The 20,229-nt window shown below is 70.0% G+C and carries 20 protein-coding genes; 9 read left to right on the plus strand and 11 right to left on the minus strand.

Going from position 1 to position 20,229, the window contains the following annotated elements; genetic code table 11:
* Nucleotides 1-2: 2 nt before the first annotated feature.
* From KF823_03680 to KF823_03690, 3 genes are read right to left on the minus strand one after another with little or no spacing between them, the layout of a single operon-like run.
* The gene (locus KF823_03680) at nt 3-692 is read right to left on the minus strand and encodes a DUF484 family protein (protein ID MBX3724999.1); all 690 of its coding nucleotides are present in this window, start codon (nt 690-692) and stop codon (nt 3-5) included.
* The gene (dapF, locus tag KF823_03685) at nt 689-1,495 is read right to left on the minus strand and encodes a diaminopimelate epimerase (GenBank protein MBX3725000.1); all 807 of its coding nucleotides are present in this window, start codon (nt 1,493-1,495) and stop codon (nt 689-691) included. Before dapF ends, KF823_03680 begins: the two co-directional genes overlap by 4 nt.
* A 40-nt stretch (nt 1,496-1,535) precedes the next feature.
* Nucleotides 1,536-1,760 (minus strand): lipoprotein, encoded by a 225-nt coding sequence (locus KF823_03690; GenBank protein MBX3725001.1) that lies wholly within the window; start codon nt 1,758-1,760, stop codon nt 1,536-1,538.
* 104 nt (nt 1,761-1,864) lie between these two features.
* Between KF823_03690 and KF823_03695 the strand changes: the two genes are divergently transcribed.
* Nucleotides 1,865-2,518 (plus strand): hypothetical protein, encoded by a 654-nt coding sequence (locus tag KF823_03695; GenBank protein MBX3725002.1) that lies wholly within the window; start codon nt 1,865-1,867, stop codon nt 2,516-2,518.
* Between the two features lie 172 nt (nt 2,519-2,690).
* Here the strand turns inward: KF823_03695 and KF823_03700 are convergent, their stop codons facing one another.
* The 4 genes from KF823_03700 to KF823_03715 all read right to left on the minus strand — a co-directional run bounded on the left by KF823_03700 (nt 2,691) and on the right by KF823_03715 (nt 6,686).
* Nucleotides 2,691-3,044 carry a hypothetical protein gene (locus tag KF823_03700; GenBank protein ID MBX3725003.1) on the minus strand — a complete coding sequence of 118 codons (354 nt, stop codon included), beginning with the start codon at nt 3,042-3,044 and terminating at the stop codon, nt 2,691-2,693.
* Between the two features lie 88 nt (nt 3,045-3,132).
* Nucleotides 3,133-4,029, minus strand: a complete 897-nt coding sequence (locus KF823_03705; protein MBX3725004.1) for an AEC family transporter — start codon at nt 4,027-4,029, stop codon at nt 3,133-3,135.
* 5 nt (nt 4,030-4,034) lie between these two features.
* Nucleotides 4,035-5,045 (minus strand): YafY family transcriptional regulator, encoded by a 1,011-nt coding sequence (locus KF823_03710; GenBank protein ID MBX3725005.1) that lies wholly within the window; start codon nt 5,043-5,045, stop codon nt 4,035-4,037.
* A gap of 540 nt (nt 5,046-5,585) precedes the next feature.
* Complete coding sequence (locus KF823_03715) at nt 5,586-6,686, minus strand: PilT/PilU family type 4a pilus ATPase (GenBank protein MBX3725006.1); 1,101 nt, start codon at nt 6,684-6,686, stop codon at nt 5,586-5,588.
* A 428-nt stretch (nt 6,687-7,114) separates the two neighbouring features.
* Between KF823_03715 and KF823_03720 the strand changes: the two genes are divergently transcribed.
* The 5 genes from KF823_03720 to KF823_03740 all read left to right on the plus strand — a co-directional run bounded on the left by KF823_03720 (nt 7,115) and on the right by KF823_03740 (nt 12,243).
* Nucleotides 7,115-7,342: a YdcH family protein gene (locus KF823_03720; GenBank protein ID MBX3725007.1), complete on the plus strand. Its 228-nt coding sequence runs from the start codon at nt 7,115-7,117 to the stop codon at nt 7,340-7,342.
* Nucleotides 7,343-7,636: 294 nt separating this feature from the next.
* Entirely contained in the window at nt 7,637-9,004 is a 1,368-nt protein-coding gene (locus KF823_03725) for a pyridoxal-phosphate dependent enzyme (protein MBX3725008.1), read from the plus strand.
* A gap of 76 nt (nt 9,005-9,080) precedes the next feature.
* A complete protein-coding gene (locus KF823_03730) occupies nt 9,081-10,244 on the plus strand; it encodes a cystathionine gamma-synthase (protein ID MBX3725009.1) in 1,164 nt (387 codons plus the stop codon).
* Nucleotides 10,245-10,364: 120 nt separating this feature from the next.
* Nucleotides 10,365-11,099: a class I SAM-dependent methyltransferase gene (locus KF823_03735; protein MBX3725010.1), complete on the plus strand. Its 735-nt coding sequence runs from the start codon at nt 10,365-10,367 to the stop codon at nt 11,097-11,099.
* A 355-nt stretch (nt 11,100-11,454) separates the two neighbouring features.
* On the plus strand, nt 11,455-12,243 hold the full coding sequence (locus KF823_03740; protein MBX3725011.1) for a DUF1698 domain-containing protein: 789 nt from the start codon (nt 11,455-11,457) through the stop codon (nt 12,241-12,243).
* Nucleotides 12,244-12,295: 52 nt separating this feature from the next.
* Here the strand turns inward: KF823_03740 and KF823_03745 are convergent, their stop codons facing one another.
* Nucleotides 12,296-14,722: a hypothetical protein gene (locus tag KF823_03745; protein ID MBX3725012.1), complete on the minus strand. Its 2,427-nt coding sequence runs from the start codon at nt 14,720-14,722 to the stop codon at nt 12,296-12,298.
* The gene (locus tag KF823_03750) at nt 14,719-16,032 is read right to left on the minus strand and encodes an NAD(P)/FAD-dependent oxidoreductase (protein MBX3725013.1); all 1,314 of its coding nucleotides are present in this window, start codon (nt 16,030-16,032) and stop codon (nt 14,719-14,721) included. The genes KF823_03745 and KF823_03750 overlap by 4 nt, the downstream gene beginning before the upstream one ends.
* 125 nt (nt 16,033-16,157) lie before the next feature.
* Here KF823_03750 and KF823_03755 point away from each other — a divergent pair, with 125 nt between their 5' ends.
* The 3 genes from KF823_03755 to KF823_03765 all read left to right on the plus strand — a co-directional run bounded on the left by KF823_03755 (nt 16,158) and on the right by KF823_03765 (nt 17,972).
* A complete protein-coding gene (locus KF823_03755; GenBank protein ID MBX3725014.1) occupies nt 16,158-16,565 on the plus strand; it encodes a GtrA family protein in 408 nt (135 codons plus the stop codon).
* 304 nt (nt 16,566-16,869) lie between these two features.
* The gene (locus KF823_03760; GenBank protein MBX3725015.1) at nt 16,870-17,151 is read left to right on the plus strand and encodes a hypothetical protein; all 282 of its coding nucleotides are present in this window, start codon (nt 16,870-16,872) and stop codon (nt 17,149-17,151) included.
* 317 nt (nt 17,152-17,468) lie between these two features.
* Nucleotides 17,469-17,972, plus strand: coding sequence for a DUF2247 family protein (locus KF823_03765; GenBank protein ID MBX3725016.1), 504 nt, complete (start codon nt 17,469-17,471; stop codon nt 17,970-17,972).
* 93 nt (nt 17,973-18,065) lie between these two features.
* Here the strand turns inward: KF823_03765 and KF823_03770 are convergent, their stop codons facing one another.
* Together KF823_03770 and KF823_03775 are read right to left on the minus strand one after the other, a co-directional pair.
* Nucleotides 18,066-18,977, minus strand: a complete 912-nt coding sequence (locus KF823_03770; protein ID MBX3725017.1) for a CHAD domain-containing protein — start codon at nt 18,975-18,977, stop codon at nt 18,066-18,068.
* A 298-nt stretch (nt 18,978-19,275) separates the two neighbouring features.
* Nucleotides 19,276-20,229, minus strand: coding sequence for an NAD-dependent epimerase/dehydratase family protein (locus KF823_03775; protein ID MBX3725018.1), 954 nt, complete (start codon nt 20,227-20,229; stop codon nt 19,276-19,278).

The following is a 20,229-nucleotide window of genomic DNA, read 5'->3' on the forward strand; positions in this document are numbered from 1 at the left end:
GTTCAACCGTGCCGACGCAGGGCCGCGGCCACGGTCTGCGCGATCAGGTCCAGGAAGAAGGTGCCCTGGCCGGGGTGGAAGCGGTTCGGGTCGGCGCTGGCGATCGCCAGCAGGCCCAGGCCGGGCAGCGGCAGAAGCGCGCAGCTGCCGATCGACTCGGGGTCCTCGAACAGCAGGACGGCCTGCGCCGCAGTCAGCCGTCCGCACAGCGGTTCGCCGCGCTCGATGACGTCGGCGATCGCCGCCAGCGAGGGGTCGCCGGCCGGAACCGCCAGCAGCCACTCGGCGGCGGGCAGCTCCGGATCGGGATGGTGCAGCAGCACGCGCACCTGCTCGGTCGCGAAATCCTCGCGCAGGGCCGCGACCAGCCGGCGCATCGACTCGGCCGGCCCGCGTGCGCGCATCAGGGCGAGGTTGAGCGCGTGCACCCGCCGCATCAACGTCTCGTTTTCGCTGGCGATGGCGACCAGCACCTTGATGCGCTGGGCGAGTTCGCGGTTCTTGTCGCGCAGCACCTCCAGCTGGTAGCCAGCCAGCGAGGCCGCCCGGCCGTGGCCGTGGTCCTTGGGCACCAACAGGGTCAGGGCCAGGTCGGGGTGGTCGCTCAGAAAGTCCGGGTGGCGGCGCAGATAGCCGGCCACCTCCGCGGCGGTCGGTCCCGGCGAAGTCGCGGGATCGCGGTTGTCGGTCATGGCCACAGCTCCCCTTCGAAGACGAAAACGGCCGGGCCGCGCAGGCGCACCGGTTCGCCCGGCTCGCCGTTCCAGCGCACCCCAAGGGTGCCGCCGGGCAGTTCGACACGGGTATCCGGGCCGATGCGGCCGGAGCGGCGCAGCCAGGCATGGGCGGCGCAGGCGCCGCTACCGCACGCCAGGGTCTCGCCGACGCCGCGTTCGATCACCCGCAGGCGCAGCAGATCGGGCGCCAGCACCTGCGCGAAGCCGACGTTGCAGCCCTCCGGGAAGGCGGGATGCGCCTGCAGTGCGAACGCCAGGTCGACCGGCGCGTCGACCACGTCGGCGACCTCGATCACCACGTGCGGATTGCCGATGGCGACCGCCCCGAAGGCCAGCTCCAGGTCGGCCACGTTCAGGTGCAGGCCATCGGCTGCCTGCCTGGCGCCCAGAACCGGCAGGGCGGCCGGTTCGAAGTCGGGGACCGCGAGGTCGAGTTCGAATTCGCCCTGGTCGCTGCGGCGCACCGCGACGGCGCCACTCGGCCCGTCGAGCACGGCGGCGTCGACGAACGCGCCGTCGCGGTGCAGCCAGGCGGCGACGCAGCGGGCGCCGTTGCCGCATTGCCGGGCGCTGCTGCCGTCGGCGTTGACCACGGCATAGGCAGCCACCGAGCCCGCCTCGCGCGGCGACAGAACGATCATCACCTGATCGCAGCCGACCCCGTAGTGGCGGTCGGCGAGGCGGACGGCAAGCTCCGGGTCGGGCGCGATGCCGGCGCGGGCGTCGACCACGACGAAGTCGTTGCCGGCGCCCTGCATCTTGGTGAAGCGCAGGGGCATGGGCCGTGCGGGCCGGGACTCAGATGTCCCGGGCAAGGGACTCGGTGCGACGACGCCGCTCACGGCGCGGTTCCGGCTCGGACGGGCCGCTGCGGGCGGCATCGGCCTCGGCGGCGGCCTTGGCGGCGGCCAGTTCCGCGGGCGTCATCGCCGGCGGCGCGATCGGGTCGCGCAGGTACAGGTCGCCCTTGTTGCCGCAGGCGGTCAACGCGGCCAGGCAGGCCAGAAGCACGAATGCGCGCATGGGATCCTCTGATGGTTGCTCGATGCCGGCAGTATAGGGAAGCCTGGCCGGCGCCGCGTCGCGAGCGGGTGGCTGGCGGCGCGGCGCGCACTACACTCGGGTGCATGGACATGCTCGGACTGCCGATCTCGCCGTTCGCCCTGCTGGTCGCCGTCGGGGTGGCGCTGGCGCTGGCCGGAATGGCCGCCCTGGTGTCGCTGCTGCGCGCCTTGCGTGCGCGCCGCCCCGGCCGCGTGGTCAGCCGCCTGTTGCTGTTGCTGGTCCTGGATGGCATGGCGCTGCTGGTCCTGCTGCTCGCCCTGGCGCTGCACGGCTATGGCCGGCTCACCGGCGAGACCCTGGTGGCCGAGCTGGCATTCCGCCAGCTCGGCGAAGGGCTGTACGAGGTCGAGCTGGCGCAGCCGGACGGCAGCAGCGCACGCTACCAGCTGGCCGGCGACGACTGGCAGCTCGACGCCCGGGTGGTGAAGTGGCGTCCCTGGGCGGTGCTGGCCGGACTCGACCCGGTCTACCGCCTGGACCGCCTCAGCGGTCGCTGGCACGACCTGGAGCGGGAGCGCGCGCCCGGCCGCAGCGTCCACGACCTGGCCGGTGATGGCATGGTCGACCTGTGGTCGCTGGCCAGCCGGCATCCGCGCTGGCTGCCCTTCGTCGATACCGAGTACGGCAGCGGCGCCTACCTGCCGATGCGCGACGGCGCCCGCTACAGCGTCACACTGAGCCCGCTCGGCGGTCTGGTAGCACGTCCGCTGCCCTGACCGCCCGGGGATGATCGCCCGTCCGGGCCATTCATCGAGTCGCCGGTCTGGCGCAGTTCGGGGATCGTCCTTCGGGGTCACCGGCCGCAGGCGGTCCTGCAAAGGCGAGCCGGACCGGTCCCGCGCCGGCCACAGCCCAGGACTCGGCGACACCGATGCCTGCCGTGCCGATTCAGCCGACCCTGGATCGCGTGGCGGGCGCCGGCCGCATTGGCACGCGAGCCCTGGACACGCTGCGCGAAGACCCTGGACCAGGACTCGTCAGCAGACCCGACGACGCCCGGCCGCGACTGGTACGGCGGGCCGGTTGGCGGGCAACGGCGGGTTGGCGGCCCGGTGCCAGCAGCCAGGCCAGGGCGAGGCTCGCCAGCGGCAGCACCCACAGCCACAACGCCGCAGGACCCGCGAAGGTATCGAGTCGTTGCAACGGTGGCAGGCAGGCCTGCACGACGGCGCCCAGTGCCGCCCAGGCGGCAAGCAGGTGGTGGCCGGGGGACGACAGGGGGCGGGCGAGTCCGGAGCGCATGGCGGGCCTTCCTGGAGGACGAAGGCCAGTGTCCCCACGCCGTGTCGCACCGGCTGCGACCGTCGGATCACGGGACCACGCGCGGCGCTCAGCTGACGAGACGGGCCCAGAGCAGCACCGTGGCCAGGCCCAGCACCAGGCCGTAGCCGACCATGGCGGCGGTCAATTCCGGCTCCATGCGGGCGGCCATGGCCAGCGCCGCGGCCGTGAACATCGGCGGCATGGCCGCTTCCAGCACGCCTACCGCGAGCACCTGCGGCGTCACCGGCAGGGCCAGCAGGATCGCCCAGGCCAGCAGCGGCATCAGCACCAGTTTGAGCGTCAGTCCGGCCAGCAGGGGCGTCCATCGGCCGGGCGGCAGGCGCAGTTGCAGCTTCAGGCCCAGGGCGAACGCCACCAGGGGCAGCAGCGGCGCTGCCAGATGCTCGGCCACCGCCTGCGCGGCTGGCGGCAGCGGAGCGCCCAGTGCCAGGGCCGCGAGCAGGGCCAGGAAAGGCGGGAATCCGACGATCCGGCGCAGGATCGCCGCAGGTCCGGGGCGCTGCTGCCCCCCATAGGCGGCCAGCACGAGCAGGCCGAAGGTGCTGACCAGCAGGAAGGTGCCGAACTGGTCGTAGACCGCGGCCAGCCCGACCTGCTCGGCGCCGAGCAGGGCGGTGATCAGCGGGAAGCCCAGGAACGAGGTATTGCCGAGCGTCGCCATCAGCAGCAGGCAGCCGATCACCGGCCGAGGCCAGGCCAGCAGGCGGCCGAGCAGCAGCACGCAGGCGGCGATCGCCAGCGTCACTGCCCACGGCACCGCGACCAGGGCCAGCAGCTCGCTGCGCAGGGTCAGTCCGGGCACCCGCGCCAGCACCAGCGCCGGCAGGCACACCCACAGCACGAACAGGTTGAGCGCCTCGGCGCTGCCGGGCGGGAACAGGCCGCGCCGCCGGCAGCCCCAGCCGGCGGCCAGCGCCAGCAGCATGGCGATGATCGCCGCCACGGCGCTCAGCCGCCGCCGGCGCCGGGGGATTCCAGCTCGAAGTCGCCACGATAACCCGCCAGGGCCAGGGTCAGCATGCTGCGCGCTTCCTCGCGCAGCGGCAGCGGCTCGACGATCTCGGCGTCGGCGCCGTGGCGCAGCACATCGCCGAGCAGCTCGCGGGGGTTGCTGTAGGGCACCCGCAGTTCGTAGCGGCCGTCCGGCAGCCACTGGCCCTGCTGGCGCGAGTGCCAGCGCTCGTCGGCGACCCAGCGGGCGGCGCGCGCCGAGAAGCGGATCACGGCGGTCGCCCGGGCCGGCCCTGAGAAGATGCCGTAGCCGCCGACCAGGTGGCTGTCGAGCTGCTCGGCCGGCAGGTCATCGGCTGCTTCACGAAGCTGTTCGGGATTGCCCATGCGGTCGACCGCGAAGCTGCGCAGGGCCTCGCGTCCGTGGTCGAAGGCGTCCAGGTACCAGTTGTCCCGGTAGTGCACCAGCCGCTGCGGCGACACCAGGCGCTGGCCGGCGCGACCGGTGCTGCGGGCGCTGTAGTCGAAACGCAGGCGATGCCGCGAGAGGGTGGCGCTGGCCACGGTCCGGAACACCGCCTCATCGAGCCGGCGTGCGGCCGAGGCGACCACGCGGATGCGGCCCTCGGGCCAGCCCGGACGCCCGGACTCGGCGGCCAGCAGCTTCTCGATGCGGCCGCGCAGCGGCGCCAGCGCCTCGTTCAGCGGGCCGGCGCCGGAGCTTCGCGAGGCCATCTCGTAGAGCGCCACCAGAGCGTGCAGCTCGTCGCTGGACAGCCACAGGCCGGGCAGCTCGAAACTGTCGCCCTCGCGTTCGACGTAACGTGCCGAGCTGGGCTCGCCACCGAGCACGATCGGCGCGCCCAGGGCATCGCGCAGGAAGGCGATGTCCCGGTACAGGGTGGCGCGCGCGCAGCCCAGTTCGTCCTGGAGCTGGCGCAGCGGGATCGGCCGGCGCGCCGCCTTCAGCTTGCGGTGCAGGGCGTTGACGCGCTCCTGGCGGCTGATTTCCGGGCGCTGCTTGCGGCTGCGCGGGCGCGGCGCGGGCTCGGTGCGGTCGCTGGCCATGGCGTTCGAGGGCTCGATCGGATCGGACGCGTCAGACTAGCGCAGCAGGGGGGCGGGGACCGGGGACCAGGGACCGGGGACCGGGAAAGCCGGGACCAGGGACCAGGGACCAGGGACCAGGGACCAGGGACCAGGGACCAGGGACCAGGGAGGGGGAGCGGGAAGGGGAACGGGGAGCGGGGAGCGGGAGCAGCGGTCCGAAAAAGGAGACGGCGTTCGAATTGTGCAGGGTCGGGGCGGGGAGATCGAGGGGTCAGGCGACTGCTCGCTGGAAGGCCGTGTTTCTCTTGTCCTCGGGGAGGATGTGGAGCGCAGACTGCGCTCGACTTCACTATTCCCCAGATCGGGGTGCCGGGGTTCGAGTTCCGGTTTCCTGCTCCCGGCTTTCCCGGTCCCCGGTCCCTGGTCCCCAGTCCCCAGTCCCCGGTCCCCGGTCCCCGGTCCCCGGTCCCCAGTCCCCAGTCCCCAACTACCGTCACCTCAGTACATCGCCTCCTGCTCCGCATCGTTCAGCGTGCTGGCGCCCTCGCTCAGGCGCATGCGCAGGGCCAGGCCTTCGCGGGAATCGGCGTGCGCCAGCGCCTCGTCGCGGCTGATGCGGCGTTCCTGGTAGAGCCGGTACAGGGCCTGGTCGAAGCTCTGCATGCCGTTCTCCAGGCTGCGCTCCATCGCTTCCTTGAGCTCGTTGAGGCGGCCGCCGCGGATGATGTCGCGGGTCAGCGGCGTGTTGATCAGCAGTTCCACCGCCGGCACCCGGCGGCTGTCGACGCCCACGCACAGGCGCTGGCTGACGATCGCCTGCAGATTCATCGACAGGTTCATCAGCGTGGTGTGCTTGGTGCTTTCCGGGAAGAAGCTGAGGATGCGGTCGAGGGTCTGGTCGGCGTTGTTGGCGTGCAGGGTGGTCAGGCACAGGTGGCCGGTCTCGGAGAACGAGATCGCCGCCTCCATGGTCTCCTTGTCCAGGATCTCGCCGATCATGATGACGTCGGGCGCCTCGCGCATCGCGTTGCGCAGGGCCGTGTGGTAGCTGTGGGTGTCGAAGCCGACCTCGCGCTGGTTGATCAGCGAGCGCTTGTGCCGGTGCAGGAACTCGACCGGGTCCTCGATGGTGAGGATGTGGCCGCTGGCCTGCTCGTTGCGGTGGTCGATCATCGCCGCCAGCGTGGTCGACTTGCCCGAGCCGGTGGCGCCGGCGACCACGATAAGGCCGCGCGGCCGCATCACCAGTTCCTTGAGGATCGGCGGCAGGCCCAGGTTCTCGATGCGGGGCAGGTCGGTCTTGACGTTGCGGATGACGATCGCGACCTCGTTGCGCTGCCGGAAGATGTTGACGCGGAAGCGGCCGATCTGCGGCCGGCTGACTGCCAGGTTCATCTCCCAGGCGCGCTCGAACTCGGCGGCCTGCATGTCGTCCATCAGCGCGTTGGCGAACGCCTCGACGGCGGTTGCGGCGAGCGCGGTCGAGCCGACGGCGCGCATGCGGCCCTCGACCTTCAGGTAGGGCGGCGCGCCGACGCTCAGGAACAGGTCCGAGCCGCCCTTGTCCACCATCAGGCGCAGATACGGATCGACATCCATGGCCCAGCTCCCCCGGCTCGCGGCCACCGGGCCGCCTGCGCAGGATCATAACGGAATCCGCCAAGGCGCCGACCGGTCGCCGGGAGGGCCGCGCAAGTCATTGAAAATACGGTTAAACCGCGTTTAACGTGGGCTTGTGCCGGCGGCCTTGGAGGAGTAGCGTAGGGATCGCGCGGCCCTGTGCCCGCGCGGACCGCCATGACCCAGATCCTTGATCACTGCCAGCCCCGTCGCCGTGGCGCCTGCCGCGGCCACGGGGCGGTGGCAGGCAGGCAGACTGATCCGCGATCCGACAGCAAAGTCGCGCCCACCCTGCGGGCAGGGCTGCCCTTCGGGCGCACATCGGGAATTTCCGCCACCGGCCCCGGGCCGGACGTCGCCGTGTGCGTCGTCCGGACGCCGGCCGTCCCACCATGAGGAGAACGTTGATGTTCGAGAACCAGAAGGACCAGGTCGAGTCGCTGATGAGCGCCAATCCGGAGTTCCGCAGCCTCTACCAGCGCCACCAGGAGCTGGACAAGAAGGTGCAGGACGCCGAGCTGGGCGTGCTGCCGATCGACGACGTCACCCTGGCCCGGATGAAGAAGGAGAAGCTCTGGGCGAAGGATCGCCTGACCCACATGTTCGAACACCAGGACCAGGCTGCCGCACACTGACGCAGCCTGCGCGGCGGGTGGCTGCTGCGGAGCGCGATCGCGCGACCGTGGCAAACCCGCCGCCCGGGAGGGGTGACCAGGTCCCTCGGGGAACGGCCCGCCAGTCTCCTGGCATCGCGCCGGGCCACGCCCTCAGCGGGGGTGGGGCGCGCCGGCGCCGCCCCGGCCCGCCATTGCGGCCAGCCCGTGCGCGCCGGCAGCGGTGCCCGAAGGGCTACAATCGCGGCTCCTTCATGGCCTTGGGCTCCCGGATGCACGGGCCGGCCCGGCCGCCAACGGACCGCCACCCAGACCATGACCCACGACAGCGTCCTCGAGCTGATCGGCAACACGCCGATGGTGCGCGTGCGCCAGCTCGACACCGGCCCCTGTGAGCTCTACCTCAAGCTCGAGTGCATGAATCCCGGCGGTTCGATCAAGGACCGCATCGGCCTGTCGATGATCGAGGCGGCCGAGGCGCGCGGCGAGCTCAAGCCCGGTGCCACCCTGGTCGAGGGCACCGCCGGCAACACCGGCATCGGCCTGGCCCTGGTCGCCCAGCAGAAGGGCTACCGCCTGCTGCTGGTGGTCCCTGACAAGATGAGCCGGGAGAAGATCTTCAACCTCAAGGCGATGGGCGCCGAGGTCGTGCTGACCCGCTCCGACGTCGCCAAGGGCCATCCCGACTATTACCAGGACCTCGCCGAGCGGATCGCCCGCGAGACCCCCGGCGCCTACTTCATCAACCAGTTCGGCAACCCGGACAACCCGCGCGCCCACGAGGAACAGACCGGCCCGGAGATCTGGCGTCAGATGGGCGGCGACATGGACGCCATCGTGTTCGGCTGCGGCTCCTCCGGCACCATGACCGGCCTGTCGCGCTACTTCGCGCGGGTCGCCCCGCACGTCGAGCTGGTGCTGGCCGATCCGGTCGGCTCGATCCTGGCCGAATACATCAACGAGGGCACCCTCAGCGAGAAGTCCGGGAGCTGGCTGGTCGAGGGCATCGGCGAGGACTTCCTGCCGTCCATCTCCGACTTCAGCCGGGTTCGCAAGGCCTACGCGATCAGCGACCGCGAGAGTCTGCTGACCGGCCGCGAGCTGCTCGAGAAGGAGGGCATCCTGGGCGGCTCGTCGAGCGGCACCCTGCTCGCCGCGGCGCTGCGCTGGTGCCGCGAGCAGTCCGAGCCGAAGCGGGTGGTCTGCTTCGTCTGCGATACCGGCAACAAGTACCTGTCGAAGATGTACAACGACTACTGGATGCTGGACAACGGCTTCCTCGAGCGGCAGCCGACCGGCGACCTGCGCGACCTGATCATGCGCCCCTACGCGCAGCGCGACACCGTGGTGATCGGCCCCGGCGACCTGCTGGTGACCGCCTACCAGCGCATGAAGCTGTACGAGATCTCGCAGTTGCCGGTGATGGACGGCGACACCCTGGTCGGCATCCTCGACGAATCCGACGTGCTGATGCACGTCTACGGCAACGAGGACCGCTTCCGCGACGAGGTCCGCACCGCCATGGTCACCAAGCTGGAGAAGCTGCCGGTGACCGCGCCGGTGGAGTCGCTGATGCCGCTGTTCGACCGTGGCCACGTCGCCATCGTCATGGACGGCGAGCGCTTCTGCGGCCTGATCACCCGTATCGACCTGCTCAACTACCTGCGCCGGCGCGTGCATTGACGCCGCGGCACCCGCATCGGCGGCGAACCGGCGACGCCGGCCCGCCGCACCTGGCTCCACCGATTCCGGACCCGACATGACCGACACCCGCGACCTCGGCCTTGGCACCCGCGCCATCCACGCCGGCCAGCAGCCCGACCCCAGCACCGGCGCCGTGATGACGCCGATCTACGCGACCTCGACCTACGTGCAGGCCAGTCCCGGCGTGCACCAGGGCTTCGAGTACTCGCGCAGCCACAACCCGACCCGGTTCGCCTGGGAGCGCTGCATCGCCGCGCTGGAAGGTGGCAGCCAGGGCTATGCGTTCGCCTCCGGCCTGGCCGCCACCGCCACCGTGCTGGATGCCCTGGACAGCGGCAGCCATGTGATCTGCATGGACGATGTCTACGGCGGCACCTACCGCCTGTTCGAGCGGGTGCGCCGGCGCAGCGCCAACCTGGAGTTCAGCTTCGTCGACCTGGGCGACGCCGACGCCCTGGCCGCCGCGGTGCGCCCGAACACGCGCCTGATCTGGGCCGAGACGCCGACCAACCCGATGCTGAAGATCCTCGACATCCGGGCCCTGGCCGACTTCGCGCGCGCGCGCGGCATCCGCCTGGCGGTCGACAACACCTTCGCGACGCCGGTGCTGCAGCGGCCGCTGGAGCAGGGCGCGCACCTGGTCATGCACTCGGCGACCAAATACCTCAACGGCCACAGCGATATGGTCGGCGGCGTGCTGGTGGTCGGCGACGACGCCGAGCTGGCCGAGCAGCTCACCTTCCTGCAGAACGCCGTCGGCGGCGTGCAGGGCCCGTTCGACAGCTTCCTGGCCCTGCGCGGCGTCAAGACCCTGCACCTGCGCATGCGCGCGCATTGCGAGAACGCCCTGGCCCTGGCGCAGTGGCTGGAGCAGCACCCGGCCGTCGACAAGGTCATCTACCCGGGCCTGACCAGCCATCCGCAGCACGAGCTTGCCCGGCGCACCCTGGACGGCTTCGGCGGCATGATCAGCCTGTACGTGCGCGGCGGCGCCGCCGCCGCGACCCGCTTCCTGGAGCGCTGCACGCTGTTCGCCCTGGCCGAGTCGCTGGGCGGCGTCGAGAGCCTGGTCAACCACCCGGCGATCATGACCCACGCCAGCGTGCCGCCCGAGCGCCGCGCCGCGCTCGGCATCGCCGACAACCTGGTGCGGCTGTCGGTCGGCATCGAGGATCTCGAAGACCTCAGGGCCGAACTGGACTCGGCGCTGGGGCACTGACTGCGTTCCGCGCCCGACGCACCGGAACAGTCGATCCGAATAGCGGCTTCCGCCCACGACAGGGGCGGGCATGGTGCAGTGCACCTCAATGCATGCTGATAAAGTCGGCGTCGGATAAAAGTGAGCAACGCCATGGCAAGCAGTTTTCGCGACAAGCTGGACAAGCTGGCGCTTCGATGCGCGGATCGGTTGCTCAACAGGCTTCGTCGGGCCGCTCCCGGTGACGACCCTTATCACAGGATCTTCGCCAGCTTCCGGAACATGGTGCTGAGCTCGAACGCGCCAGCCGTGCTGGAGATCGGTTCCCGCAAGGTCTCCGCGACGGACGGTCGCTCTCGATTTCCCGGTGTTGAAGATTACACCGGCGTCGACATCCATCCCGGCGAGTTCGTCGATGTCGTCGCGGATGCTCACCAGCTGAGCTCCGTCTTTCCCCCCGAACGGTTCGACTACGTTTACTCGATTTCGGTGTTCGAGCACCTCATGTTCCCCTGGAAGGCCGTGCTCGAGATCAATGCGATCCTGAAAACGGGCGGGATCGTCTTCGTCGCGACGCACCCCACGTGGCCGCCGCACGAGTTGCCATGGGATTTCTGGCGCTACCTGCACCACAGCGCCCACAGTCTTTTCAATGCGCGTACAGGGTTTGAGATCGTGGAGGTCAGCGAGGGCCTGCCTGCCCGCATGTTCTCGCTGGTTCGCGATCCGGCGGGGCGGACGCTGCACGAGTTCCAGTTGCATCAAGGGATTTCGATCATTGCGCGCAAGATCGCTGACTATGACCGCGAGCGTTTGCGCTGGGATCTGGTTCCGGCCGATGTCACCGAAACGATGTATCCGCCACCGGCCGCATAGCCGCGCACCGGACGGTCTACACGCGCAACTGCCGATGGCCATGGTCAACGGTCGTTGCGTGGTCATGATCTGGCGCGGCGTAATCAGGCCCGGTCCAAGCGCCTGCGATGCCTCGACGAATTCAGCGCGGTCCTGACCAAAGTGACCTGATGGCTGAGCGACGGCATGAGGGGTCGCTCCCGCGGATGCCGCGAGCTCCGGCAACGTATCGCATCCGTCGCAGGAGCAAGGGCCCCGAAGCCTTGGTTGACCGTGGAAGTATAAGCGTCGCCGCGCCGGCGCCGCGGATATCCGCCGCCGACATGCGAAACTGTGCCCGCCGGCCGCCGCGCCAACCTCCCCATGGAAGCCACCCGTGACCGATATCCTCGACGCCTACGTGACCTCTGCCCCGACGCCCCAGCAGGCCGTCGACATCTTCAAGGGCGAGTGGTCCTCGATCCTGCCGCCGCACCTGGGCGTCGACAGCGGCGGTGGCGCTGGCGTGTTCGATGATGGCCGCATCCACTGGTTCCTGAACCGTATCGGCCCGATCGCCGGCCGCTCGGTGATCGAACTCGGCCCGCTCGAAGGCGGCCATACCTGGATGCTCGAGCAGGCCGGTGCCGGCTCCATCGTCGCGGTCGAGAGCAACACCCGGGCCTTCCTCAAGTGCCTGGTGGTCAAGGAACTGCTGGGCATGCAGCGCAGCCGCTTCCTGCTCGGCGACTTCGTGGAGCATCTGGCCGCCGACGACACCGGTTACGACATCGGCATCGCCAGCGGCGTGCTTTACCACATGCGCAACCCGGCGCGGCTGGTCGAGCTGCTGGCCCGGCGCTGCCGGGAAGTGCTGGTGTGGACCCACTACTTCGATGCCGAGCGCACGGCGGAGGTGCCAGCGCACGCCGCGACCTTCGCGGCGCCGGAAGCGGCCGAGCATGCCGGTTTCCGGCACACCCTTGTGGCCAAGGGTTACGGTGCCGCGCTGGGCTGGCAGGGCTTCTGCGGCGGCTCGGCCGAGTACGCCTGCTGGATGCCGCGCGCCGACCTGCTCGCCTGCTTCGAGCACTTCGGCTTCGAGATCACCGGCATCGAATTCGACCACCGCGAGCACCCGAACGGGCCGGCGCTGGCCCTGCATGCGGTGCGCCGCGACGGCTGATCCGACCCTGCCTGAGGCGGCGGCCCGCTGACAAGCGCCCAGGGTTGCCTTGTCAGGGCTGGCCGTCGTCTTGGACCGGATCGTCGGGCGTCGCGTCCGCTTCAACCGGGACAAGGTTCGGCTGCGCGCCCACCTCCAGGTCGCGCAACCAGCTCCAGTCGCAATGGGCATTGGCACCGGGGTGGAGCTCGATCCAGATGGTTCCCGGGGTCGACTGCTGCCAGTCCAGCGCCAGCCGTGCCGCGGCGTGCGAGGCGCCGTCCGTGAACGGGTTGATGGCCTGCACGGCCAGTTCGCTACCCAGTCGACCGTCCACGACGCGTACCTGGATACCATCCGCGCCCGCGCACGCCGGTTCCTCCACGGCCGCGACCAGAATGCCCGCCTCCAGCGTGGCCCGCAGTGCGCCAGCCGGAACCGCCAGCTCGACCCGTGCCGGCGCGTGCAGGAACAGCGCCGGCCGGCCACGCACCTCGATGAAGGCCCGTTCGCCGGCGACCAGTCGCCGCGGCGCCGCCGCGAAGCCCGGATAGAGCAGGGCACGCATCGCCTGCTGGCGTTCCGCCTGCCCCGGATCGCCCAGGTCGATGCCGGTGAAGGCGATGCGAGCGTCAGCTGCGAAGTGCCTTGCCCGCGGGCCATCCTCGCCGATCAGCCGGATGCGTTCCACGCGTACGCCAGGAAGGCCCGCGTAAAGATCGACGAGACGTTCGGTGTTTTCCAGCAGGGGCGTCACCACGAACCCGGCGGGCAGCGCCGAACGCGGCAGTCGACGGGTCAGCACGGCATCGCCGATATCCATCTCGAGGAGCAGCGGCGGCTCGCGCAACAGCAGGCCGAACAGGCGGCCGGTCAGGCTCGGTCGCACCTCGATGTGGGCAAGCGTCGGTCCGGCAGCAAGCCGCGGCACCTCGATCCATTCCCCGACCGCAAGCGGGCGCCAGTTCTCCGGGCTTGGCGCAGGCTGGGCCGGGATCGCCGGTGCGTGCCGGCCCATGACAAGGAATCCGGACTCGCGATCGACCGGCTGATAGGCGCGCAGGGTGGCCGCCAGCGCCAGCGGATCCTCGCTGCTGGCCAGTCGGCCGTCGATAGGCTGCAGCTTGAGGAGGATGGCTTCGGGGGCGCGCGCCGGATCGAGCAGGTGCGCCTCATTGAGGCGCGCCAGGGTGTCGCTGTAGGCGCTGTAACTCTGGAACACCGGACGCGGGTGATAGTTGAGCCCGGCGGTCAGCGCCAGTCCCTGCTGCCAACCGTGCACGTCGACTCGCGCTTCGCCGAGCAGGCCACGGCTGCGGGGTAGATCCTGCGTTTCGAGATGCATCGTGAGGTGGCGCTGCTGTCTGCGCCGCGCCGCTGCCGGATCGGCCAGGTCGCCCAGGTTCTGGCGCAGGCGACCGGTCAGGTCGTCGAACGTCTGCGCTGGGGTGATCGGCGTGTTGGCCATGTAGCCGCACAGCGCCGCCAGGACCAGCCCCGCCACGGCGATCGGCAGGCGTCGAGCCGGTGCCAGCAGCGTCGACAGATACAGCGCGGCTCCCGCCACGGCGGCGGCGAAGAAGGCGATGTGGCCTTCGGCGCGGGTGTAGCCGGCCCGCCAGGCCAGGAACACCAGGCCGCCGCAGGCCAGGGTGAGAAGTGCGCCGGCCAACTGGCCACGCTGCTGCCACAGCAACACGCACAGCACCAGGCCGATGGCGCACAGCAGCGCGAATCCGGAGGCGTCGGCGGCCCAGCCCATGCCCAGGCCCATGGTCACGCCGTAGTTCACGGCGACATCCCAGCCATTGCCCACGTAGCCGGCCAGCCCCGCCAGCGGCTGGCCAGCCAGCAGCCACAGCACCAGAAGTGCCAGAGGGATCGCCAGCGCCCATGCAAGGGCGTCGCGTCGGCGTTCCGTCCGAAGCAGGGCAATCGCGCCGACCAGCCAGAGCAGGGCGGCCGCGGGCAGGAAACTGAACTTGACCAGGGCCAGCCAGGCACACAGCACGGCGGCCGGAAGCAACCAGAGTGTCGCGCCCTGGGCTGCCGGCACCCGGATGCGGTCGGCAAGAAGCGATGGAACCAGGCCCAGCACCAGGAACCATGCGCCATCGCCCTGCAGGACCGGGGCAAGGCCGAGCACCGCCAGCACCAGCAGGGCCAGGGCATGCCCTGGCAATCGCCATGCGGCTTGCGCCAGCACCGTGGTGGCCAGCGCCGCGAAGACCAGCATCGCCATCAGGAAGGGTCTGAACAGGTCTTCCTGGTAGACCATCCACGGGTGCACGATCGCCCAGGGGCCGTAGGTGAAGACCAGCTCGTGTCCGATCCGGGCGTCGGTGAGCCAGCCCCAGCCCATCACCATCAGCCAGGAGATGTCCAGATGCTCCCCGGCGGCGGGCATGCCTGTCTGGATCTGCACCAGGAAGAACAGGACGGCCAGCAGGGCGACGACCGGCAGGCGCCACCGGGCCGGACGGAGGGTGGTCGCGCTCATGCTGCGGCCTTTTGGTGCGACAGCGTCTGGGCGGCCAGTTCGCGGCCGACGCGCACGCTCTCGGAGATCGAGCGGTCTTCGGGGTAGTAGTAGGACGTGTCGGCCATGTACAGGCCGGCCAGCGGCGTGCGCATCGGCGGCAGCCGCCGCGCGAAGCCGGGCGGACAGACCGTCTGCGCGAACTCGTAGCGGTGGCAGTGGCTGGCCAGTATCCGGTCGGGCCGGAATGCCGGCTGCACCAGGGCCATCGCCGCCAGCGTCTCGTCGATGAAGTCCTGTGCGGGTCGCCGGTAGCGTGGGTTGTCCGCCGCCATGTAGAACGGTGCGTACACGATGTGGCTGCCGTCGCCGGCATTGAGCGCGGAGTACTCGATCAGCCCCGGTATGGCGATGCGCGGGTCGTTGATGTTGAGCCAGAAGTTGCCGGTCAGCGGCTGGTCCAGCTTGATCACCACGCAGGCCACGGCGATGTTCTCGATCGCCTCGATGCTGCGCCGGAACGCCTCCGGCAGGCCCGGCGCCAGTCGCGGCACGTACTGCAGGGGCACCGTCGAAAGCACCGCGGCGTGGCGGCGCGCTTCGCCGCCGACACGCAGGCCGGTGGCGCGGCCGGCGCCGTCGTCCAGCACCTGCTCGACGCCGGCGCGCAGGTGGATGCGGCCGCCCGCCGCCTCGATGCCTTGCGCCATGGCGTCGAGCAGCACCGCCGAACCCCCTTCGAGGTAGCCGAGGGTTTCCTGCATGAGGCTGCGCCGGGACAGGGCCACGCGCTTGATCCGCGTGCCCAGCCAGGCCGCCGAGAGCTGCTCGCTGCGCTCCTGGAACTTCAGCTCGAACAGGCTGCGCCAGAACAGGTCGTAGCCCTTCTCGCCCAGCCAGCGTTTCAGCCATGCCACGGCGCTGAAGTCCTCGTAGCGCGACCAGTCGCGCACCGACTTTGCGCGCAGCGCCATCAGGCCGTAGCGAAGCTTCAGTGGCAGGGAGGCCTGGTCGAAGCGCAGCAGGGCCAGCGGATTGCCCCAGGGGTACAACCGGCCGCGGCAGTAGAAACCCATCTTCGTATCGACCCAGCGCAGCCGGTCGGACAGGCCCAGTTCGGCGAGCAGGTCGAACAGCGGCCGGTCGGGTTTGCAGATGAAGTGGTAGTAGCGCTCCAGCGCCAGGCCGTCGAAATCGAAGGTCGCGCTCATCCCGCCGATGCGGTCGTCGCGTTCGTAGACATCGACGCCGTGGCCGCGGCGGGCAAGCTCAAGGGCGGCCATCAGGCCCATCGGGCCGGCGCCGATCACGGCGTAGCGGTCTGCGGTCATTCGGTGGCGGCTGGGCCTGAGGACCGCACAGGGTAAGGCATCGCCGGCCCGGCTTCATGCCCGGCCGGCGCCGGGCGGCACCGGCACGGGCGATAATGCCGCTCCAGTCGCCATCGCGTCCTGTCGTGCCCTCGTCCCGGTTCCTGCGCTTTCTGCTGGTCGGTGGCTTCGCCGCCGCGGTCAACCTTGCGGCCGGCATCCTGCTGCGCCAGTGGCTGGGGTTCGCCCCGGCGGCGGTGATCGCCTACGCCATCGGCATGGCCACCGCCTTCGTGCTCAATCGCCTGCTGGTGTTCGCCGGCGCCGCCCGGCCGGTGCACGAGCAGGCCGCCTGGTTCGTTCTGGTCAACCTCGCCGGCGTCGCCCAGACCGTGCTGATCGGCCTGCTGCTGGCTCGCATCGTCCTGCCCTGGCTGGACTGGACCTGGCACACCGACACCGTCGCCCACGCCGTCGGTATCGCCGTGCCGGTGGTCACCAGCTACCTGGGGCACAAGCACCTGAGTTTCCGGGGGGCGTCGTCCGGCGGGTGATGCCGCCGCCGGCCGGCGGCGTTGGTTGATAGGGGGGCGCGGCAGGGCTAAGTGGGACGGATTTGGCTTCGAGCCCATCGTCGACACCTCGTCCGATCGCTGGTGAAGGCGGGTATTGCCCCTTCCCTTCCGCCCAGGTTTCTGCGCCGATAGCTTTTCCCCTGGTTGTCGAGGCGCGGGAATGGGGTTAGGTGCACAATTGCGAAGGGTCCCAGCAGGCGGTGGCGGTGCGCTCGATAGCGAGCCCTACCCCGGGAACGCTGGGGCGAATCGCCTCAAAGCTTGGTGCTAGGAGTACTGGACCATGGACCAAATGACGCTGGCCACGATCGTTCCAAGGCTCCCGTCTTTCGACCAGGACGACGAAATGGTGATCCACATGAGGCAGCCATGGTCGTTGTCGTCGGACTGCGAGGTTGTCTCACACGATGCCAAGGAGCGAGCAGAACAGGATGGCTTCGAATACTTCCTGGAAGTGGCAGTGGCACTGGAGGTGCTGGAGGGTTACGCTGATCGCGATCTTTCCTTGGACGAGCAGTCCGCGAGGCTGCTGTTCTACGCAGAGAATGATGCCTTCCTCGATTAGCTTCCGGTAAACGGAGCGCAAGCGCCCGGCCGGATCCGGGCTCGCACCGGGGCCTGAACGCCGGGACGGCTTCGGTCCTTCGAGCCCTCCACCAGCTGAGCTCTCGTGCGGGGCGCTTGTCCCCTTCGAGTGGTCTTGCGGGATTTTCGGCTGCCGTTTCGTCGGGCCGATCGGCATTGACCTCCGTCGCTGCTGCGCAGCGCGCGCTCAAAGCTGGTGACGAGCATACTTCCCAGGTTCACGTTCCATAACGATCCCGCCAGGCGGTGGCGGCTTGTGCGAAAGTGCACCTTGACCCTACCCCTGTGAGCTGACCCATGGACCTCGTCCGGCTCCGCATACCGTACGAATTTGTCTGCGAAAGGACGCGACCTAGCTGGCGCGACATTCGCTTCGGTCTGTTGAACGAACTTCTCGATCCCAAGGCTCCCGTAGCGCTCGCTATCGAGCAGGTAGGTGAGGTTGAGGTGCCCGCTGCAGCGTTGGTCGAGCTCGCGGGAGCGGGTGAGAATGAGCCAACGTCCGAGCAGGTCAGGCGCCTTGCCGACAGCGAGCCCCTATGTTCCGAAGGCGGTGTTCGTGCCAAGTGGCTTTACCTCGTGCTCGCATGGGTCTACGAGCATCGGAGTGAATACTCGGATCCGCTGAAATATGTGGAGGAGGTCTACGGGGACTTCGGCTATCCAGAGCAGATCGAGAGCTTCGTGAGGAACATGCCGATGGTTGGACCGGACCTTGGTAGCCGCGACGCCAACGAGCGTCGGCTGTTCGAGCGATGGAAGCAGTACTTGGACAAGATGGCGACGATCTATTCGGGGTAGCCGGCAGTACTGCTGCTTCCTCGCACTTTTCGCGTTACCGTGCCCGAGTCTACGACGGTCAGAAGCCGGGTCCAGAAACCGGGGCAGGTCCAGCTATCCCGAGCCATCATCGGGTGAGAGCTCATCGTGCAGGAGTGCATGCCACCGTTGTGCAGCCCTGCCTAGCGCCTCGGCTGCCGGTTCGTCGAAATGTGCGGTCATTGCGCCGGACACGCCGCTGCGCCGCGCCAGGTCGAGGTCGGTGAGGGTGCCGAGGTCGTCCTGCAGGGCCTTCAGCCGCCGCGTCTCGCGGGCCAGCGGCAGGTCGGGCAGCAGCGGGGTGAAGAACTCGCTGAGATAGCGCAGGGCCTTGAGGTCCTTGCGCAGGCGGTGGCGGGCGGCTTCGTCGAGGGCCGCCAGGTCCGGGTCGGCGCGGCGGGCGCGCTGCCAGGCGCGGTCCAGGGCATGACGAGCCAGGTCGGCTGCCGGGCCCTTGCGGCGGCGCCGGGCCTTGCCGCCGCGCCGACGCCACAGCGGGCCGGCGAACAGGTCGCGCACGCGGTCTGCGAAGGCCTGGGCGCGACGGGCGGTCAGGGCCTGGCGGGTCTGGGTGCGGAGCGCGGGAAGGGCGGGAAGGGGGTCAGGTTCACTTTCGCGTGAGCCGCTTAGGCCTGGCGAGCGCGCTGGGGAAAGTGAACCTGACCCCCTTCCCGACCCCGCCCTTCCCGCCAGCACGTCGGCATCGCGCAGCGGCCCGATCAACCGGAACAGCGCGCGCGCCTCCAGCTCGACCGGCAGCACCATGGCGAGGTCGAGGATCGGCCGGAAGCCGCGCAGCGCGGTGCGCAGCCGGCGCAGCGCGACCCGGCTGCCGTGCGGGCCGCGCGGGTCGTCGCTGGCCATCAGCCCGGCCAGGTGGCGCTCGTAGTCGCCCAGGCAGGCGTCGATGACCTGCTGCAAGGCCTCGCCGGCGTCCATGCCCGGGTGCAGTTCGGGGAGGCTGTGACCGGTCGCGCGCGCTGACATGCGGCGATGATGCCGCGCCGGTCTTCGCCGCGTGTTACCGCGGCATGACAGTCCGGCAGTGCGCCTCGAGGTCCCGCCCGATTCCCCCTCTGACCCAACCGCTGCCCGGAATACCCCTCCGTCCTCGCGCCCCTATTGCCACATCCCATGCCACGGCCGAGACTCCATCCGGTCCCCGGTCCCCGGTCCCCGGTCCCCGGTCCCCGGTCCCCGAATCCCGAATCCCGAATCCCGAATCCCGAATCCCGAATCCCGAATCCCGAATCCCGAATCCCGAGTCCCGAGTCCCGGCTCCCCCTCACGTCCTCCGCAACACCACCCCGCTGTAGCGCGGATCACAGTAGCTCTCGCGCACCGCCTGCTCGAAGGGCGTCTGGCGGACGCCGAACACGGCCTCGGTGTCGACGCCGGTGAAGCGGTCGCCGGCGCTGAGGGCGTCGAGCTGGGCGGCGGTGAACGGCGGGCGGCGGCTGAACAAGGCGTAGGTGCGCAGCAGCAGTCGGAACAGCGGGTAGGGGATGGGCACGATCAGGGTGCGCAGACCCTTGACGCGCTTGATGGTGCGGATGATGTCGATGTAGTCGATGCCGGTGTCGCCGCAGATGTCGTAGGCGGCGCCGTCGGGCCGCATCTCGATGCAGCGCACGATGCAACGGCAGAAGTCGCGCTCGTACAGGGGCTGGCGCAGGTAGCGACCGTCGCCGGGGATCGGGAACACCGGGGTGCGCGCCATGAAGCGCGACAGCCAGCCCAGGTGCTTGGGATCGAACCAGCCGAACATCAATGTCGGGCGCAGGATGCAGTGGCGCAGGCCGCTGGCCACGACCAGGGCCTCCTGGGCCTTCTTGGTGCGGGTGTAGTCGTCGTCGGCCACCGAGTTCACCACCGACGAGCTGATGTGCACCAGGTAGGGCACGCCGGCCGCCCGCGTCGCGGCCAGCACGTGGCGGGTGGCCTGCTCGTTGTTGCGCACGAACTCGTCCGGGTACTTGCCGGTGATCTGGGCGTGCAGCTGCACCACGCAGGCGGCGCCCTGGAAGTGCGCCTGCCAGTCGCCCGGTTCGGCGAGGTCGGACAGAACGCAGGTCACCTCCGGATGCAGGCGCTGCAGGATGGCCAGGTTATGGGCGTGCTTGTCGATCGCCACCAGGCGCGTCCAGCCCTGGGCCTTGAGCTCGACCACCAGGTTCTGGCCGACCAGGCCGGCTGCGCCGGTCAGCACCAGCGGCGCGTGCTTGTCGATCGCCGCCAT

This window comes from Lysobacterales bacterium, from assembly GCA_019634735.1.
Classification (GTDB): domain Bacteria; phylum Pseudomonadota; class Gammaproteobacteria; order Xanthomonadales; family UBA2363; genus Pseudofulvimonas.

Bases quoted from the DNA above. Each gene is read 5' to 3' on its own strand.
- KF823_03680 (MBX3724999.1), bottom strand. From the start codon at position 692: ATGACCGACAACCGCGATCCCGCGACTTCGCCGGGACCGACCGCCGCG.
- dapF (MBX3725000.1), bottom strand. From the start codon at position 1,495: ATGCAGGGCGCCGGCAACGACTTCGTCGTGGTCGACGCCCGCGCCGGC.
- KF823_03690 (MBX3725001.1), bottom strand. From the start codon at position 1,760: ATGCGCGCATTCGTGCTTCTGGCCTGCCTGGCCGCGTTGACCGCCTGC.
- KF823_03695 (MBX3725002.1), top strand. From the start codon at position 1,865: ATGGACATGCTCGGACTGCCGATCTCGCCGTTCGCCCTGCTGGTCGCC.
- KF823_03700 (MBX3725003.1), bottom strand. From the start codon at position 3,044: ATGCGCTCCGGACTCGCCCGCCCCCTGTCGTCCCCCGGCCACCACCTG.
- KF823_03715 (MBX3725006.1), bottom strand. From the start codon at position 6,686: ATGGATGTCGATCCGTATCTGCGCCTGATGGTGGACAAGGGCGGCTCG.
- KF823_03720 (MBX3725007.1), top strand. From the start codon at position 7,115: ATGTTCGAGAACCAGAAGGACCAGGTCGAGTCGCTGATGAGCGCCAAT.
- KF823_03725 (MBX3725008.1), top strand. From the start codon at position 7,637: ATGACCCACGACAGCGTCCTCGAGCTGATCGGCAACACGCCGATGGTG.
- KF823_03730 (MBX3725009.1), top strand. From the start codon at position 9,081: ATGACCGACACCCGCGACCTCGGCCTTGGCACCCGCGCCATCCACGCC.
- KF823_03745 (MBX3725012.1), bottom strand. From the start codon at position 14,722: ATGAGCGCGACCACCCTCCGTCCGGCCCGGTGGCGCCTGCCGGTCGTC.
- KF823_03750 (MBX3725013.1), bottom strand. From the start codon at position 16,032: ATGACCGCAGACCGCTACGCCGTGATCGGCGCCGGCCCGATGGGCCTG.
- KF823_03760 (MBX3725015.1), top strand. From the start codon at position 16,870: ATGGACCAAATGACGCTGGCCACGATCGTTCCAAGGCTCCCGTCTTTC.
- KF823_03765 (MBX3725016.1), top strand. From the start codon at position 17,469: ATGGACCTCGTCCGGCTCCGCATACCGTACGAATTTGTCTGCGAAAGG.
- KF823_03770 (MBX3725017.1), bottom strand. From the start codon at position 18,977: ATGTCAGCGCGCGCGACCGGTCACAGCCTCCCCGAACTGCACCCGGGC.
- KF823_03775 (MBX3725018.1), bottom strand. From the start codon at position 20,229: ATGGCGGCGATCGACAAGCACGCGCCGCTGGTGCTGACCGGCGCAGCC.